This is a genomic window from Kribbella aluminosa, assembly GCF_017876295.1.
GTDB lineage: Bacteria > Actinomycetota > Actinomycetes > Propionibacteriales > Kribbellaceae > Kribbella > Kribbella aluminosa.
Window position 1 is genome coordinate 1,266,776 of sequence record NZ_JAGINT010000001.1, and the last position, 16,386, is coordinate 1,283,161.

General features: G+C 69.4%; 17 protein-coding genes. 9 read left to right on the top strand and 8 right to left on the bottom strand.

Annotation, left to right across the window (positions count from 1 at the left end):
• Window positions 1-11 precede the first annotated feature (11 nt).
• Window positions 12-1,292, top strand: coding sequence for an AI-2E family transporter (locus tag JOF29_RS06300; RefSeq protein ID WP_245357466.1), 1,281 nt, complete (start codon window positions 12-14; stop codon window positions 1,290-1,292).
• 109 nt (window positions 1,293-1,401) lie between these two features.
• Here JOF29_RS06300 and JOF29_RS06305 read toward each other — a convergent pair whose 3' ends face one another.
• The 7 genes from JOF29_RS06305 to JOF29_RS06335 form a co-directional block, all read right to left on the bottom strand.
• On the bottom strand, window positions 1,402-1,851 hold the full coding sequence (locus JOF29_RS06305) for a hypothetical protein (protein ID WP_209693285.1): 450 nt from the start codon (window positions 1,849-1,851) through the stop codon (window positions 1,402-1,404).
• A gap of 42 nt (window positions 1,852-1,893) precedes the next feature.
• Window positions 1,894-3,051: a hypothetical protein gene (locus tag JOF29_RS06310; RefSeq protein ID WP_209693286.1), complete on the bottom strand. Its 1,158-nt coding sequence runs from the start codon at window positions 3,049-3,051 to the stop codon at window positions 1,894-1,896.
• An 8-nt stretch (window positions 3,052-3,059) separates the two neighbouring features.
• Window positions 3,060-3,641: a hypothetical protein gene (locus JOF29_RS06315; protein ID WP_209693287.1), complete on the bottom strand. Its 582-nt coding sequence runs from the start codon at window positions 3,639-3,641 to the stop codon at window positions 3,060-3,062.
• A gap of 172 nt (window positions 3,642-3,813) precedes the next feature.
• Window positions 3,814-4,125, bottom strand: a complete 312-nt coding sequence (locus JOF29_RS06320; RefSeq protein WP_209693288.1) for a hypothetical protein — start codon at window positions 4,123-4,125, stop codon at window positions 3,814-3,816.
• Entirely contained in the window at window positions 4,122-4,715 is a 594-nt protein-coding gene (locus JOF29_RS06325) for a hypothetical protein (protein WP_209693289.1), read from the bottom strand. Before JOF29_RS06325 ends, JOF29_RS06320 begins: the two co-directional genes overlap by 4 nt.
• 164 nt (window positions 4,716-4,879) lie before the next feature.
• On the bottom strand, window positions 4,880-6,487 hold the full coding sequence (locus JOF29_RS06330; RefSeq protein WP_209693290.1) for an MDR family MFS transporter: 1,608 nt from the start codon (window positions 6,485-6,487) through the stop codon (window positions 4,880-4,882).
• On the bottom strand, window positions 6,484-7,089 hold the full coding sequence (locus JOF29_RS06335; protein WP_209693291.1) for a MarR family winged helix-turn-helix transcriptional regulator: 606 nt from the start codon (window positions 7,087-7,089) through the stop codon (window positions 6,484-6,486). Before JOF29_RS06335 ends, JOF29_RS06330 begins: the two co-directional genes overlap by 4 nt.
• A 222-nt stretch (window positions 7,090-7,311) precedes the next feature.
• Here JOF29_RS06335 and JOF29_RS06340 point away from each other — a divergent pair, with 222 nt between their 5' ends.
• Both JOF29_RS06340 and JOF29_RS06345 read left to right on the top strand, forming a co-directional pair.
• Window positions 7,312-8,106 carry a CPBP family intramembrane glutamic endopeptidase gene (locus JOF29_RS06340; protein WP_209693292.1) on the top strand — a complete coding sequence of 265 codons (795 nt, stop codon included), beginning with the start codon at window positions 7,312-7,314 and terminating at the stop codon, window positions 8,104-8,106.
• Window positions 8,107-8,124: 18 nt separating this feature from the next.
• On the top strand, window positions 8,125-8,853 hold the full coding sequence (locus JOF29_RS06345; RefSeq protein WP_209693293.1) for an SDR family oxidoreductase: 729 nt from the start codon (window positions 8,125-8,127) through the stop codon (window positions 8,851-8,853).
• A gap of 162 nt (window positions 8,854-9,015) precedes the next feature.
• Here JOF29_RS06345 and JOF29_RS06350 read toward each other — a convergent pair whose 3' ends face one another.
• Entirely contained in the window at window positions 9,016-10,590 is a 1,575-nt protein-coding gene (locus JOF29_RS06350) for an amidohydrolase family protein (protein WP_209693294.1), read from the bottom strand.
• Between the two features lie 59 nt (window positions 10,591-10,649).
• Between JOF29_RS06350 and JOF29_RS45185 the strand changes: the two genes are divergently transcribed.
• The 6 genes from JOF29_RS45185 to JOF29_RS06380 all read left to right on the top strand — a co-directional run bounded on the left by JOF29_RS45185 (window position 10,650) and on the right by JOF29_RS06380 (window position 16,324).
• Entirely contained in the window at window positions 10,650-11,447 is a 798-nt protein-coding gene (locus JOF29_RS45185; protein WP_209693295.1) for a MerR family transcriptional regulator, read from the top strand.
• 10 nt (window positions 11,448-11,457) lie between these two features.
• Complete coding sequence (locus JOF29_RS06360) at window positions 11,458-12,396, top strand: ABC transporter ATP-binding protein (RefSeq protein ID WP_209693296.1); 939 nt, start codon at window positions 11,458-11,460, stop codon at window positions 12,394-12,396.
• Window positions 12,396-13,178: an ABC transporter permease gene (locus JOF29_RS06365; RefSeq protein ID WP_209693297.1), complete on the top strand. Its 783-nt coding sequence runs from the start codon at window positions 12,396-12,398 to the stop codon at window positions 13,176-13,178. Before JOF29_RS06360 ends, JOF29_RS06365 begins: the two co-directional genes overlap by 1 nt.
• Window positions 13,179-13,296: 118 nt before the next feature.
• Window positions 13,297-14,100 (top strand): ABC transporter permease, encoded by an 804-nt coding sequence (locus JOF29_RS06370; RefSeq protein ID WP_209693298.1) that lies wholly within the window; start codon window positions 13,297-13,299, stop codon window positions 14,098-14,100.
• Window positions 14,101-14,138: 38 nt separating this feature from the next.
• Window positions 14,139-15,227, top strand: a complete 1,089-nt coding sequence (locus JOF29_RS06375; RefSeq protein WP_209693299.1) for a hypothetical protein — start codon at window positions 14,139-14,141, stop codon at window positions 15,225-15,227.
• 56 nt (window positions 15,228-15,283) lie between these two features.
• Window positions 15,284-16,324 carry a hypothetical protein gene (locus tag JOF29_RS06380; RefSeq protein WP_209693300.1) on the top strand — a complete coding sequence of 347 codons (1,041 nt, stop codon included), beginning with the start codon at window positions 15,284-15,286 and terminating at the stop codon, window positions 16,322-16,324.
• Window positions 16,325-16,386 lie beyond the last annotated feature (62 nt).

The following is a 16,386-nucleotide window of genomic DNA, read 5'->3' on the forward strand; positions in this document are numbered from 1 at the left end:
AGGGAGGTCAGATGAGTGACGTGGGGCGCGACGAGACCGAGGGAAGTCCGGTCGCGGACAACGAGGCGCTGGAGAGCTCCAGCGAGCCGGCGGCCGAGCAGCCACCTGCGAAGGTGGACCACGGGAAGGTGGACCACGGGAAGGTGGACCACGGGAAGGTGGACCACGGGAAGGTGGACCACGGGAAGGTGGACCACGGGAAGGTGGACCACGGGGTGACGCCGGCGATGCAGATCGCCAGTGCGTGGGCGTGGCGGTTCCTCGTGATCGTGGCAGCCGTCGGTGTGATCGGCTACGCGGTGCGGTACCTGTCCGAGGTCGTCGTACCGGTGACCGTCGGCGTCCTCCTCACCGCCCTGCTCGTTCCGGTGACGAACGGCCTGCAGAAGCTCCGGGTCCCGCGCGGCCTCGCCGCCGGCACCACCGTCATCGCGACGATGATCGTGGTCGCCGGCCTGCTGACGCTGGTCGGGACGCAGATCGCCGGACAGTTCGAGGCCTTGTCCAGCCAGGTCGGCGAAGGCGTCCAGAAGCTGCGCGACCTGGCCCGGATCAACTTCGGCCTGACCGACAGCGACATCACCAACCTGTTCAAGCAGATCCAGAAGCAGATCACCTCCGGCGGCGCGCTCGGTCAGCAGGCGGCCGCGGTCGGTACGACGGCGACGCACGTGGTGGCCGGCCTGTTCATCTCGCTGTTCTGCCTGTTCTTCTTCCTGTACCAGGGCGAGCAGATCTGGTCATGGCTGGTCCGGCTGTTCCCGCGCCGCGCCCGCGACCGCGCGGACTCGTCCGGCCGCCGGGCGTGGGTGTCGCTGACCGCGTTCGTCCGCGCGACCGTGATCGTCGCCGCGGTGGACGCGATCGGTATCTCGCTGGGTGCCGCGATCCTCGGGCTGCCGCTGGTCAGCGCGATCGGCATCCTGGTGTTCGTCGGCGCGTTCATCCCGGTGGTCGGCGCGCTGGTCAGCGGCATCGTCGCGGTCCTCGTCGCACTGGTTGCCAAAGGCCCCATTATCGCGATCGTGATGCTCGCGGTCGTGATCGGCGTACAGCAACTGGAAGCCCACGTCCTCCAGCCCTTCCTGATGGGCCGCGCCGTCAGCGTCCACCCCCTGGCCGTCATCCTCGCCATCGCCACCGGTGTGGTCATCGCCGGCATCGTCGGCGCCCTGGTAGCCGTCCCCACCGCCGCCGTCCTGAACGCCATCGTCAACCACCTGGCCGGCAACGACCCAGACCCCGAACCCCCAAGAAGACGCCGCCCCCAACCAGCACCCGCCGAGGACTGATCAGCTCCCGCCCACACCCTGATGCTCGAGTGCGTTACCGCCGGCCATCGCGAAGTCGCTGTCGCGAAGGGTGTCGAGCGCGTTCTAGTGGCGCGTTCGTGCTGAGGCTTCAGCTGTCACCCGCGGCGAGTTGTGGGAAGGCCTGGAGCCAAAGTGCCGCACATCGGCGGGGGAGCCGGAGTCGGGGCCAGAGGGCGACCAGGACATCGCGGTTCAGGTACTCGGTGACATCGGCCTGTACGTCGATGAAGTCCCGCGCCTCCAACCGGGAGTAGATCGCACCGACCTTGCTGCCGACCGCGTCGGCCTCCGACAACACGGCGCCGAGGTCCATGAGGACCGGAGGATGTTGTCGCAGTTGGTCGACGGCCTCGGTGAAGTGGGTGAGGTCGAGATCGTTGGTGAAGCGGTCGATGTCGTCGGATTCGCGATTTCCGAAACCGTGCGCCCGGAGTGCGTAGCCGCCCGCGAGTACGAACTGGTGGTTGGCGAGAGCCTGTAGACCGAGGGTCGCCAGCCTGGTCTGTAGCGGAGTCAGGGAAAGGGACCATAACGCCACCGGCCGTCCTCGCGGGGCGGGGACGGCCGGGGGTGTTGTGGGTCAGCGTTCGATCTTGGTTTCCTTGGGTTTGGCGTTGGCGCCGGTTTGTTGCTGGGTGCCTTGGTCGCCGGTTTGCTGGCCGGTCGCGGCCGGGGTCTGCGGAGACTGGGCGCCCGGAGACGCGACGCCGCTGAGGGCGGCCATCGCGCTCCGCTGCGTGTCGACCTGAACCTGGGACGACTGCGCGAGGCCCTGGAGGATTTCGTTCCGCGCTTCCATGCTCGGCGCGTTCAGCGCAGCGCTGAACCGCTGTGCCATCTCGACCCGGTCCTTCGCGCTCAGACCGCTCGCGCCGAGGTCCGGGTTGTGGCGGCCAGCGTTGTAGCTCGCCACCGCGCCCTCGGCCTTGATCATCGCGTTGTTGAACTTGCCCTCGAACCAGCGGCCCGCACGGCCGGCAGCTTCCCGGCCGGCCGCGACGGCGTTCCGCCCGGTGTCGACCGCGGTGTCGCGGGCGTTACGAACACCCTGTACTGCGGTGTCGCGGGCGTTCCGGGCACCACCGACGACCGAGTCCCGCATCTCGCCGACGCGCTCGGTGCCGCTCTGCCAGGCCTGGTCGAGCCGGACCTGGCCGCGCTGCGCCATGTCCACGACGCGATCCCGGCCGGCCTCGTACGTTCCGAGGGCCTGCTGGCCGAGCTCCTCGGCCCGGTCCAGGGTGTTGCGCGCACCTTGTACGACGGTGTCGCGAGCGCCGCGCGCAGTGTCCACCGCGGTGTCCCGAGCGTCGCGGACAGTCTGAACCGCGCCGTCCCGTACGTCCCGGGCACCCTGGACGACGGTGTCGCGAGCGTCGCGAACGCCCTGCACCGCGACGTCGCGGTAGTCGCGCGCCTGGGAGGCGAGCGAGGTGGCCATCTCGCTGATCCGGCCGCGGGTGTTGTCGTAGGTCAGGTGCACCCGGGCGACGGCGGCGCGGGTCGCGTTCTCGATCCGGGTCCGCAGCGGGTCCCGGTTCGCGGCGCGCATCAGGTTGCCCTGCTGGCGGTCGTCGAGGCTCGCGAAGGCCACGGCGGACTGACGCTGCTCCGGCGACATTCCGACGACGGCTTGCAGGTTGCGCTGCTCGTCGGCGGACAGGTTGGTCAGCCAGTCGGTGGCCTGGACCCAGTTGCCCTGCTCCCAGCCGGCGGGGCCCTCAGATGGGGTCGTCATTGCCTCTCCTAGTCGATGTAGATCGCGTAGCTGACACCGACCGCAGGGGTCAGTGGGTCGCCGCTCGGCTTGGTGCTGAACAGACGCAGGTGCGCGCCGTTGAGGGCCCAGGTCGCCAGGTGCCGCTTGTCGGCGCCCGCTCCGGGTCCCCATTCGTCGAGGAAGTTCGGGTTGCTGTCGTCGCTGACGTACGCGGGCTCACCGAAGTACTTGCGGGCCAGCGCCACGTGGTCCGGCCAGTGTTCGTCCAGCCCGGCCGCGGCCGCTTGCGTGTCGTCGGGACCGAGCTCGTACGCGCACCAGCCGGCGTTCAGTACGTCGGCGTACGCCAGGCCCGGGAAGACGACGATCGTCGTGCCGCGCTTGGTGGTGAAGCCCCAGGACGCCAGGACGGGGTCGATCTGCTCGCCCGGCTGCAGCGGCCAGGGCTCCCAGTTGGTGACAGCGGTGACCCGCTGGACGATCGCCCGGACGACCTCGGGCCCGCTGTCGTCGTTGTTGGGCCCTGCGATGGCACGCCAGTCGGCGATCTCGGCGAAGTCGGCGAACGCCGCCTCGTCCTGATCGAGCGGCCGGTCCATGGTTTTCATTTCCGGGCTTGTTCCTTCCGTGGGTGCTCAAGCCGTCGTCGGCAACCGTACGGCGGGGTCAGGGTCAACAACAACGGGTGATCGGCTGCCTGTGGATAACTGTTCTGAAGGGTGAATTGGTCTGCTCTGGACATCGCATCCCGCCGGGATGCGATGGACGGGTTGGACCTGTCTAGCGGTTGCTGGGACCTCGGTCGGTACCGCGGTCCGGGCCGGGCCGGCCGCCGGTCTCCGGGCGGGCGCCGGTGTTGTCGACGGTGCGGGTGGCGCCCTTCGGCGGGATCGCGGCGCGCAGGGTGGCGCCCAGGTCGGAGGACAGACCGGAGGACTCGCCGGCGGCCTGGGCGGCTGCGGCGGCGCCCTGCGCGACCTGGGTGAGCTTGGCGGGGGAGACGGCACTGTCGGTTCCGGTCCCGGTGCGGACCTCGCTGTTGGCAGCGGCGTCGCGCATGTTCGTCCGGTAGTCCTGCCTGGCTGTCGTCATGACCCCTCCTCGTTGAGGTACACCACGTAGTTGATGCCGACCGAGGTCGACAACGGCTTGCGCCGTGGGCGGTTGCTGTACAGGTGGATCTCGGCGCCGGGTGGCGTCCAGACCGCCAGGTGCCGGCGGTCGCGGCCGGCTCCTGGGGCCCAGTCGTCGTCGAAACCCGTCTTCGTCTGTAGTCCGACGTACGCCGGCTGTCCCCAGTGCCGGCAGGCGAGCTCGAATTTCGCCGGCCAGTGGTCGTCGAGGCCGGCGGCGACCTCCTCGAGGTCCCAGGGCTCGATCGCGAACGCCACCCAGCCGCTGAACGGGCTGTGCGGCAGCACCTGGTCGTCGTACACGGCGAGCTCGGTGTTCCGCTTGGTCAGGAAGCCCCAGCCGTCGAGCTGCTCGTCGATCACCGTACGGCGGTTGATCGGCCACGGCTTCCAACTGGTCCCCGACTTCACCCTGCGGATCAGTCGCCGGACCGGGACGGGTCCGGTCTGGCCCGCCTGCGGGCCGCCCAGGCGTCGCCAGTCGCGGACGTCCGCGAAATCGGCCATCGCGCGGTCGTCGTCGTCAAGCGGCCGGTCAAGTGTCTTCATCCGTGCGGCTGTCCTGTCGTCGCGGTACGTGTCGAAACTACGACCCGGGGAGGGTCAGGCGGCCGCTACGACAACGGAACAGCCGCCCTGGAAAGCTTTCCAGGGCGGCTGTCGGGTAGGTCAACCGTCGTTTGGTATCGGTTCGGTGAAGGACCGGCTCAGCTTCAGTGCATCGCGGCGGCCGCGGAGGCCTCCACCGACTCGTCACCGTCGGCCTTCGGGCCGTCGTGGCGGCCGGCCAGCCGCTGCTCCGGGGTGATGATCGCCAGGATCAGCGCGATCGCCAGGAACGGCAGCGAGACCAGGAACACGTCGTCCATTGCGTCGACCAGCCCGTGCAGGGCGAAGCCCTTCAGCGGCTCCTTCAGCGTGTGCAGTGCCTGGACGCTGTTGGCCGCCTTCGCCAGTCCGTCGACCATCGACTGCGTGGCGTTCGGAATGATGTCGGACAGGTGCGTCTTCAGCCGGGTGGTCAGTACGGCGCCGTAAACCGCCGTACCGATCGCGCCACCCATCGAGCGGAAGAACGTCATCGTCGAAGTGGCGGTGCCCATGTGCTGCCGGGGAACGCTGTTCTGCGCGGCGGTGACGGTGATCTGCATCGACAGACCCAGACCGGCGCCCATCACGAACATGTAGATCGCCAGCTGCCAGTACGGCGTGGTCAGGCTCAGCGTGGACAGCAGCACCATGGCGCCGCCGACCAGGACCGCGGAGATGATCGGGAAGTGCTTGTACCGGCCGCTCTTGCTCATCATCTGGCCGCTCGGGATCGACGCGGAGAAGATACCGACGATCATCGGCAGCAACGCCAGGCCGGAGCGGGTCGGCGACAGGTCCTTGACGGCCTGCAGGTACAGCGGCAGGAAGATCAGCGCACCGAACATCGCGAACCCGAGCAGGAACGCGTACCCGGCGTACCCGGAGAAGATCCGGCCCTTGAACAGGTCCATCGGGATGATCGGCTCGGCCACCCGCAGCTCGATCAGGACGAAGGCGACGGCGAGTACGACGGCGCCGATCAGCAGCGCCAGCGTGGTCCCGTTGCCCCAGCCGTTGGACGGGCCGCTCCAGGAGACGGCCAGCAGCAGCGAGGTGACGGCCGCGGCGACCGTGGAGGCGCCGAGGTAGTCGATCTTGTGCGAACGCTTCACGTGCGGCAGCTTCAGTACGGCGGCAACGATTCCCAGGGCAACGAGGCCGATCGGCAGGTTGATCCAGAAGATCCAGCGCCAGCCGGGACCGTCGGTGAGCAGACCGCCGAGCAGCGGGCCGGCCACCGAGGACAGGCCGAAGACGGCACCGAAGTACCCCATGTACTTGCCGCGCTCGCGCGGCGGGATCACGTCGCCGATGGTGGCGAACGCCAGCGACATCAGACCGCCGGCGCCCAGACCCTGGACGGCGCGGAAGCCGATCAGCTGCTCGATGTTCTGCGACAGCGCGGACAGCACCGAGCCGCCGAGGAAGGTGACGATCGCCGCGATGAACAGCGGGCGACGGCCGTACAGGTCGGAGATCTTGCCCCACAACGGGGTCGAGGCGGTCGAGGTCAGCAGGTACGCCGTGACCACCCAGGACAGCTTGTCCAGGCTGTTGAACTCGCTGACGATCCGCGGCAGCGCCGTACCGACGATGCTCTGGTCGAGTGCGGCCAGGAACATCCCGGCCATCAGGCCGCCGAGGATCACCAGGATCTGCTTGTGGGACAGGTAGCCGGGACCGCTGTCAGGCGCAGCGCCGCCGGCGGTGGCGGGCTCTGTGGTGCTCATCTGGTGCTCTCCAGGTTCTTGTCGTTGTTCTCACTGCCGGCAGGGTCGCCGCCGGCGGTGGAGTCTTGGTCGGTACTGCGCTCTGCCGGGCCGGACGGGCGCAGCCGCGGTGCGACCGCGGCCCAGCCCTTGTCGGCCCAGGCGGCGCTGGAAGGGGCTTCGGTGAGGGCGGCGACACCGTCCGCGAAGCGGGTCATCAGCCGCTCGAAGGTCTGCACGTCCTGCTCGGACCAGCCCTCCATGGCGGCGCTCAGCAGTTCCATCCGGTGCCGGGCACTGGTCTCCCACTCCTCGACGCCCTGCTCGGTGAGCTCGACCCGGAAGGCCCGGCCGTCGTCGGGGTCGGGGGAGCGCCGGACCAGGCCGAGCTGCTCCAGGGACCGGACGTGCCGGCTCGCGGTCGAGGCGTCCAGCTCCAGCCGGCCGGCCAGGTCGGACAGCCGCAGTGCGCCGTTGCACCGCAGGGCGAACAGCACGACGTGCGCGCTGTGGTCGATCGTGTCGCCGGGCTGCTTGGCCTTCAGCCGCCGCCCGATCCGGGTGAACGCGTGCATCACACCCTCGATCGGGGTCTGTGGAGCATACGCGTCGTTTACATGCATGCTGCAAGCATATACATGCTTGCGTGATACACGCAAATGAGTTTCCAAGATCTTCAACTGAGCCGCCACTCATTTGCTCTCGGTCGCCGGATCGTCACGCTCTGCAGTGGGACGCCGTCGCGGACAGTAATTCGACGCCGGAGGGTGGCGTTTTGTGACGCCGATCCGGGAAGAAGTGGTGCTTGCCTCACCGGTCATGGTCGGTCCAGCACCCTGTCGGCGATGGCACGCGCCGCCGAGGCTTGGACGGTGATCAAGCGCCGGCTGGTGGAGTTCGCGGTTGTCTGCCTTGTCCTGACCTGGGTGCCGTGGGCGGTCCTCGGACTGAGCGGCGCGAATGTGGACGAGGGCGCAGGGTCGCTCGTGTTCTCCCTTGCCGCGTCCGGTCCGTCGTTGGCCGCACTGGTGATGTGGCTCCGGCATCGGGAGCGCCGGAGGAGGGGCCACTGGTCCTGGCGGTGGCCCGTCGCTGCAGTCGGGCTCGGCGCCCTTGCTCCGTTCGCTGCCTGTGTCCTGTCCGGCCGGTTGCCCGACCTCCCGGGTCACGCGTCGTCCGTCGTCGCGGGAGCGGGTGGGGTGCTCGGCGCGGCGGCGTACACGTTCCTGGCCGGGCCGGTCTCGGAGGAGTTCGGCTGGCGCGGATACGTGCAGCCGCGGCTACGGCAGTACTACGGGCCGCTGGGGACCAGCCTGATCCTCGGAGCGGCGTGGGGGCTGTGGCATGTGCCGCTGTACTTCCTGCCGGGCACCGGACAGCACGACGACGGGCTGTTCACCGAGCAGGGCTTGACGTTCTTCCTGGCGTTGTTCCCACTCACCTACCTGATGCTGTTCGTCACCGAACGCCTCCGGGGCGGTGTGCCGGCGGCCATCCTCGTGCACGCGGCGTGGAATCTGACCGAGCAGCTGGTTCCACCGCTCGGGCATGCTGTCTGGCTGGAGCTGCTGGTCGTGACGGCTACCGCGGTCGCCGTCGGCTCCTACTGGCGGCGTACGTTGCCCGCAACGGTTCGATGACGACAGGAAGGTGCCGGGATGGCACAGGTAGCGGTGGTGACCGGTGGTGGGTCCGGGCTCGGGCGGGAGATGGCGCTCGCACTCTCACGAGCAGGCTTCCAGGTGTGGGTGACCGGACGGACCGAGGACAAGCTGAAGGAAACCGTTGCTCTTGGTGGGGAGCAGGTGCGGTACGCCGTCCTGGACGTGGCTGACGGGGCTGCGGTGCGGGAGTTCTTCGGGGGGCTCGAGCGGGTCGACGTACTGGTGAACAACGCGGGGACCGGGTCGCCCGCTGCTGCGGTGCAGGACGTGCAGGAGGAGGACTGGCGGCGGGTGGTGGACACCAACCTGACCGGCTCGTTCCTTTGTGCGCAGGCGGCGTACGACGTGATGTTGCGGCAGGACCCGAAGGGCGGGCGGATCATCAACAACGGGTCGATCTCGGCGCACGTACCGCGGCCGCAGGGGATCGCGTACACCGCGAGCAAGCACGCGATCAGCGGGCTGACCAAGGGGCTCGAGCTGGAGGGCCGGGCGCACGGGATCACCGCCTGCCAGATCGACATCGGGAACGCCGCCACCGCGATGACCGCGCGGATGCAGCAGGGCGTGCTGCAGCCGGACGGATCGATCGCGGTCGAGCCGACGTTCGACCCGAAGATCGTCGCGGACTTCGTGGTCCGGATCGCCGAGCTGCCGACGTCGGTCGCCGTACCGACGATGACCGTGATGGCGGCGGGAATGCCCTACGTCGGAAGGGGATGACAGGTGGCGGGGGCTAGTTGCCGGCAGCGGGGAAACAATCTGTTGCTATGTGCAAAATTGTTTCCCCGCCGTCCCGTACACGCCACCGCAGCGCGACAGGTAGTGCACCGGTGAAACGATCCTCGGGGAGGGCGGTCGGGGCAGGGCGGCGGGAGACAGGGGTCAGCTGGGTTGTGTACGGGACAGGTCGATGTCGATGAGGTCGTACCACCGGCCTGACGGAGGCTGCTCGAGCAGCGGGTCCTTCCAGCGCAGCCGGACCCGCTCCGGCTGCGCCTCCATCAGTACGGCCTCCTGCCACGGCCCGTCGGTCCGCGCCCACCAAGTCTCGGTCAGGCTCTCCAGCCCTTCCTGCTGAACCACGGCGACCGCAGCGTCGCGATCATTCGCCGGACCCAGCGCAGCACCGAAGACGGTCGTCGGCAACCAGCCACCGGTCACGGGCACCACCCGGCCGAGCACCTCGCCGTCCTCCCGCACCACGTCCTCCGGCGACGGGAACCCGAGCCACTGCTCCTTCAACGCCTTGATGATCCGCGCCGTGGTCTCACCGAGGAACCGGATGCTTGCGAGCTCCGCCGTACTGTCCGCGTAGTCAGCTGGTACCTCTCCGCCGACCCAGGTCTGCCGGATCCGTTGTGTAGCGGTGATGTCGGCCAGTGGATCCCCGTCGACCAAGAGCAGGTCAGCACGCGCCCCTACCACCAGGCGCCCGCGGCCGGTCAGTTTGAACACCTCGGCCGGCGCACTGGTCGCAGCAACGAGCGCCTCGGCCGGTGTGAGTCCAGCACTCACCAGGTGCACCAGCTCCCGGTGCAGCGACGCTCCGAACACCAGCCCAGGGTTGGGCGCGTCAGTACCAGCCAGCACGCGTACGCCGGCCCGCAGCAACGCCAGGATGTTCGCCCGAGCTGCTGCGCCGTCCGGTGGCTGCGGCGGCATCCAGCGCCGCGACTGGTGGTCCAGCACGCGCCGCCAGCGGGCAGGCATCCTGGCCATCAGCTCCGGCTCGTCCTGCAACGGCAGGTGACCGGAAGGCCCGTTGAACATGTCGACGACGTCCAGCGTCGCGATCACCGCCATCCCCTTGACCGCGTCGACGTCCTGCGGGGTCATCAGGTCGGACGGCGCATGCGCCAGTACGTCGACGCCGCACTCGGCCACGGTCACCGCACCCGCCGCCGTGGAGACGTGCGCCACGACCGTGAGCCCGTGCGCGTGCGCCTCGTCGGCCAGCGCGCGGATCGTGTCCCGAGTGAGCGTCGGGATGTTCATCATCGCGCCCGAGCCGTCGTCGTAGATCAGCTTGAGGTGGTCGGCGCCCTCGGCGATCCGGTCCGCGACGAACTGCTTCGCGTCCTCCGGCCCGGTGACGTACGGGAACGGCGGGAACGCGATCGTCGGATGCCCGCCCGGTGCGGTCGCCCCGATGCTCGACGTGAACAACCCGGTCCGCGCTGTCTCCCCGGCGATCACCTCCGGCATGCTGAACATGTCGAGCTGCGTGGTCACGCCGTACGTCGCCGCCAGCTGCGTACATCCGGGCGCGAGGTGGATGTGCGCGTCGATCAGCCCGGGGAGCAGCGTCGTACCGGAGCCGTCGACGAGGATGTCGTCCGGCTGCGCGATGTCCGGGCCGCCGATCGCCGCGATGCGACCGTCCGTGACCCGCAGAGAGTCCGCGGGCAACGCCGTACCGCGGTCGACGAGTCGGGTGTGCAGGATCGTGAATGCCATGTCGGGGACGCTAAGGGGTGACGTAACGTCAGACTCCAGCCCGATTTTCCGGAGGTGTCGTGGAGCGAACGGTCAGTGAGGTGGCGCGGCTCGCCGGCGTCTCGGTGCGCACGCTGCGGCACTACGACGCGATCGGCCTGCTCCCACCCGGCCGCGTCGCCGCCAACGGCTACCGGTACTACGGCCGGCCCGAGCTGCTCCGGCTGCAACGGATCCTGCTGCTCCGCGAGCTCGGCGTACCGCTGCCGTCGATCGCGCGGATCCTGGACGAGCAGGACGACGAGGTGACCGCGCTGGAAGGGCATCGGGAGCAGCTGCTGCAGGAGCGGAGGCGGCTGGACGACATGCTCGGGGCGGTCGAGCGGACGATCGCGGGGCTGTCCGGGGACGAGACGGTGACCGACGAGGAGTTCTTCACCGGGCTGAACGACGCGCGGGCTCGGCTCGGGGGCGAGCTTGCCGAGCGGTACGGCGACGCCGCCGCGGAGGGCTTCGAGAAGGCGGTGCGGGAGACCGACGGGTGGACGCGGGAGGACTACGAACGGCTGGGGGACGAGGGGCGGCGGTTGTTGTTGCGAATGGCCTCCGCACGGGACCGCGGTGTTCGCCCCGACTCGGCAGCGGGGCTGGAGCTGATCGAGCAGCATTATCTGGGGGTGCTGGAGGTTTGGCCGGCTACGCCCGGGACGTACCACGGGCTCGGGGATCTGCTCGTGGAGAACGCGGATCAGCGGGCGATCATCGAGCTGGTGGACGCCGACCTGCCGGAGTGGCTGGCGGCCGGCGTCCGGGCGTATGCGGTGCAACGGCTCGGGTACTGCGGAAACACAGAGGAAACTGTCCGACGGCACGTCTAGTGTCAGACAGGTGAGCGATTCTCTGGTGCACGTCCGCGACCTGCGGAAGTCGTACGGCGACTTCGAAGCGGTCCGCGGGATCGACCTGGACGTCTGGCCCGGCGAGGCCTTCGGCTTCCTCGGGCCGAACGGCGCGGGCAAGTCGTCGACGATGCGGATGATCGGCGCGGTCTCCCCGGCCAGCGGCGGCACGCTCCGGATCCTCGGCATGGACCCGGCCACCGACGGTCCGGCGATCCGTGCCCGGCTCGGCGTCTGCCCGCAGGACGACACCCTCGACACCGAGCTCTCGGTCCGGGAGAACCTGACGATCTACGGGCGGTACTTCGGCCTCAGCCGGGCGGAGTGCCGGCTCCGCGCGGACGAGTTGCTCGAGTTCGTCGCGCTCACCGAGAAGGCGAAGGTCAAGGTCGACGAGCTGTCCGGCGGGATGAAGCGGCGGCTGACGATCGCGCGCTCGCTGGTCAGCAAGCCGGACCTGCTGCTGCTCGACGAGCCGACGACGGGTCTCGACCCGCAGGCGCGGCACCTGTTGTGGGACAAGCTGTTCCGGCTCAAACAGGCCGGCGTCACGCTGATCATCACCACCCACTACATGGACGAGGCCGAGCAGTTGTGCGACCGCCTCGTGGTGATGGACGGCGGGCTGATCGCGGCCGAGGGTTCCCCGGCCGAGCTGATCCGCGACTACTCGACCCGTGAGGTGACCGAGCTGCGGTTCGGGCCGGACGTGATGCTCGCGGACCACGACGCGCTGGCCGGCAAGGTCGAGGACCTCGCCCAGCGCATCGAGGTGCTGCCGGACCGCCTGCTGCTCTACACCGACGACGGCGAGCGCGCGGTCGCCGCCGTCCACGAGCGCGGGCTCGAGCCGGCCGCCGTTCTGGTACGCCGTTCCACCCTGGAGGACGTGTTCCTCCGGCTGACCGGCCGGACCTTGGTGGACTGATGGCCGTCGCAGTGGAGAACGGTCGCCGGATGTTCGACTACTGGCTGACCGTGTACAAGCGGACCTGGAAGGGCACGCTGATCACCAGCTTCCTGCTGCCGTTGCTCTACCTGGCCGCGATGGGGATCGGGCTCGGCTCGTTCGTGGACAGCAACGGGACCGGTGCGCTCGGTGGCGTCAGCTACCTGCAGTTCATCGCGCCGGGGCTGCTCGCCTCGACGGCGTTGCAGATCGCGGTCGGCGAGGCGACGTACCCGGTGATGTCCGGGCTGAAGTGGCAGAAGTTCTTCCACTCGATGATCGCGACGCCGCTGCGGGCGGCGGACGTGGTGTACGGGCAGCTCGGCTTCATCGCGTTCCGGGTGCTGAGTTCGTGCACGGTGTTCCTGGTGGTCATCGCGCTGTTCGGCGGGCTCAGGTCGCCGCTCGGCGTGCTGGGACTGCCGGTCGCGTTGCTGGTCGGGCTGGCGGTCGCCGCACCGATCGCGGCGTACGCGACGACGCTGGAGAACGACTCCGGATTCGCGATCGTGTTCCGGTTCGGGGTGGTGCCGGCGTTCCTGTTCTCCGGGGCGTTCTTCCCGGTCTCGCAGCTGCCGGACTGGATCGAGTGGCTCGCGTACGTGAGCCCGTTGTGGCACGCGGTCGACCTGTCCCGCAACCTCAGCCTCGGCTCGGTGAACCCGTTGCTCGCGCTCGTCAACGTCGTCTACCTGCTGGCGTGGTTCCTCGTCGGCACCCGCCTCGCCGTCCGCGGCTTCACACGGAAGTTGGTCGGCTGATGGCTCTACTCATGTCGCGACTCCGTCGCGACGGGTCATGGGGCTGTTGCTCCCTGCCTTCCCTCGTCGCTCCGGTCGCTGCGCTCCCTCCGCTCCTCAGTCCAGGCCGGGAGGCCCCATGACCACGATCGCAGCGCGGGTCGTACCTGTCCCGGTTCGGCTCGGTGGCGGGCGGCACATGGTCGAGCGGAACTTCATGCTCTACCGCCGGTCGTGGGTGGTGTTCCTGTCCGGCTTCTTCGAGCCGGTGTTCTACCTGCTCTCGATCGGCGTCGGCGTCGCGCACCTGGTCGGCGCGTTCACGCTGCCCGACGGCACCAAGATCGCGTACGCCGCGTTCGTCGCGCCCGCGATGCTCGCCAGCTCCGCGATGAACGGCGCGATCTTCGACTCGACGTACAACATCTTCTTCCGGATGAAGTACGCCAAGCTGTACGACTCGATCCTCGCGACGCCGCTGCGGCCGTGGGACGTGGCGACCGGCGAGGTCACCTGGGCGCTGCTGCGCGGGGCGATCTACTCGGCGATGTTCGTCGTGGTGATGCTGATCATGGGGCTGATCTCGTCGTGGTGGGCGCTGCTCGCGCTGCCGGCGTCGGTGCTGATCGGGTTCGCGTTCGCCGGTGCCGGGATGGCGCTGACGACGTTCATGCGGAGCTGGCAGGACTTCGAGTTCGTGCAGCTGGCGATCATGCCGATGTTCCTGTTCTCGGCCACCTTCTACCCGGTCGAGACGTACCCGGTGGTCATCCGCCAGCTGGTCGAGATCACCCCGCTCTACCAGGGCGTCGTCCTCGAGCGCGCCTTCAGCACCGGCAACGTCGGCTGGTTCCTGCTCGTCCACGCGCTGTACCTGGCCGCGATGGGCACCTTCGGGATGTACGTCGCGTCCCGCCGCCTGGGCAAGCTCCTGCTGAAGTAGCCGGAACCATGACCCCCTGTTCCGCCGTCCGACCCTGCATGACCGATGAGTCCTTCCACGATCTGGTGCGGGCACCGAAGGTAGCGCTGCCGGGCGGGCCGCGGCGCTGGGTCGAGGACTCGCTCCGGTTACTGTCCGACCACTTCGGTACGGCGATCCTGCGGCGGCCGGTCGTCGTACCGGACGAGTTCGTGCCGCCCGGGTACGACGGCTCGGACGCGGCCGCTCGAGCGGTCTGCGTGCAGGTCTGCGAGTACCTGGGGATTCCGGCCGAGCGGGTGCATTTCAGCTTCCGGTTGGAGAAGGTCGCCGAGGCCGCCGAGTTGCTCGGGTCGGCGATGCTCGACGGCTATCTCGACCCGGAACACCCGTTGTCGCGGGGCGCGGCGCCCGGGGACCACGCGGCGGTGCGGGCGCATTCGAGCAGGCTGGGTACGGCGTCGTTCGACCAGGTGGATCGGATCATCGAGGCCGAGCTGGCCGGCGACGAGGACAGCCTGTTGCCGTTCCTGGTCCGGCGGCTCGGCGCCGACGTGTTCGGTGCCGAGGTGGTGCGGTGTCTGCTCGCCGCGTCCGATCCTGGGCGTCCGGGCGTGGCGAACAGCGCCGTACAGGCCGGGCCGGCGCTCGGACGGTGGATCGACCTGGGTGCGGAATCTCCCGGCACCGAACCGATCCCAGGGCACTGCGCGGTCCTGCTGCGCTCCGACGTGCTCGCCGACCCGCTGAAACTGCTCGCCGCCGTCTCGCACGAGTTGAGCCACGAACTGCTGTCCCGGCCCGCTCCGCCCTGGGCGTCCGGGCCACTCGAAGAACCGTTGACCGATCTGTGTGCGCTGTTCCACGGGTTCGGTGTCGTGCTGGTCAACGCGGCCGTCGACGAGAGCACGCTCGACGACGAATGGGTCCACACCTCCGGCTATCTCGGCGAACACGCCGTCGCCGAGGCGCTCGCGTCGTACCGCTTCCGCCAGCACCGGCTGCTCCGCGACAGCCCGCTGCTACCCGACTGGCACCAGGCACTCGACCCGGCACCGCGTGCCCGGTTCACGGCCCGCCTCGGGGAACTGATCGGAGGCCCCATAACCCCCCGCGACGGAGTCGCGGCATCCAATACAGCTTGGTGATGTGACTGCAACATCTCCGATGGAACGGGCACCCCGGTGACCGCGTCAGTTTCGGTATGAATCTGATCGGTGCCTGGCGGCGTCGGCAACATGAACGCGAGCTGCTCTACGGACCGAAGGTCCTGTTGCCCGGTGGACCCGAGCAGTGGATCGAGGACTCGCTGGACTGGCTGATCGGCCGGTTCGGGGTCGAGCCGATGCGCCGCCGGCCGGCACTGCCGAGTGCGTTCGTCCCCGCCCGGTACGACGGATCCGAGCGCGCCGCCCGCCAGCTCTGCCTGCGGGTCTGCGCCTGGATGGAGGTGCCGGACGACCGGATCCGGTTCAGCTTCCGGATGGAGGACGTCCGGGCCGCGGGCCGGAGCGCCGCCGTCCACCGGCTGCAGGCCGAGCGTCCCGAGCTGATCGGGATTTCGGGGCTTCAGGCAACGATGACGCCCGCCGAGGTGGAGGCTCTGGCCGCAGCCGGGTACGCGCCCGAGATCGCCGTCCTCGCCGAGCGCGAGCTGGCCGCGGAGGTACGGCGCAGTACGGCGCTCCGGGACGAGACCGATCCGGAGCGGCGGGCCGAGCTGTACGAGCGTGCCGTCGCGGTCTGGTCGGCGCCGGCCGGCAGCGGTTCGCGCGCGGCCTGGCTGGACCTGCGGACCGGCGGCCACGAAGGTACGGCGGTGATGTTGTCGGCGACCACGCCGGCCGACCCGGCCGCGGTGATCGCGGCGACGGCCCACGAGCTCGGGCACGAGGTGCTCTGGGGCTACCACCTGATGGATCGGAGCCGGCCGGACGCCGAGGCGGTGACCGATCTGTTCGCGGTCTTCCACGGCTTCGGGATCTTCCTCGCGAACCAGGCCGTCGAGCGGGTCCCCGGGCGACGCTCGATGCGGCAGAGCCTCGGCTACCTGGGGGAGCGCGGCGCCTCGGACGCGCTGGCGGCGTACTGCTTCCGCCGGCACCTGTTGTGGCCGGAGTCGCTGCTCCCGGTGATGCCGACCGAGCTCGACCGGACGGTCCGGATCCGCACGTTCGCGCGACTCGCGGCGCTGGTGAAACGCGCCGAGATCGACTCGATCCAGGAGGGCGCCCGGCTGACCTGATGTCAACCACCGGTGACGCAGCGGTACCGGAAGGTTTCGCTGCGCTGTCCGCCAGGCATGAT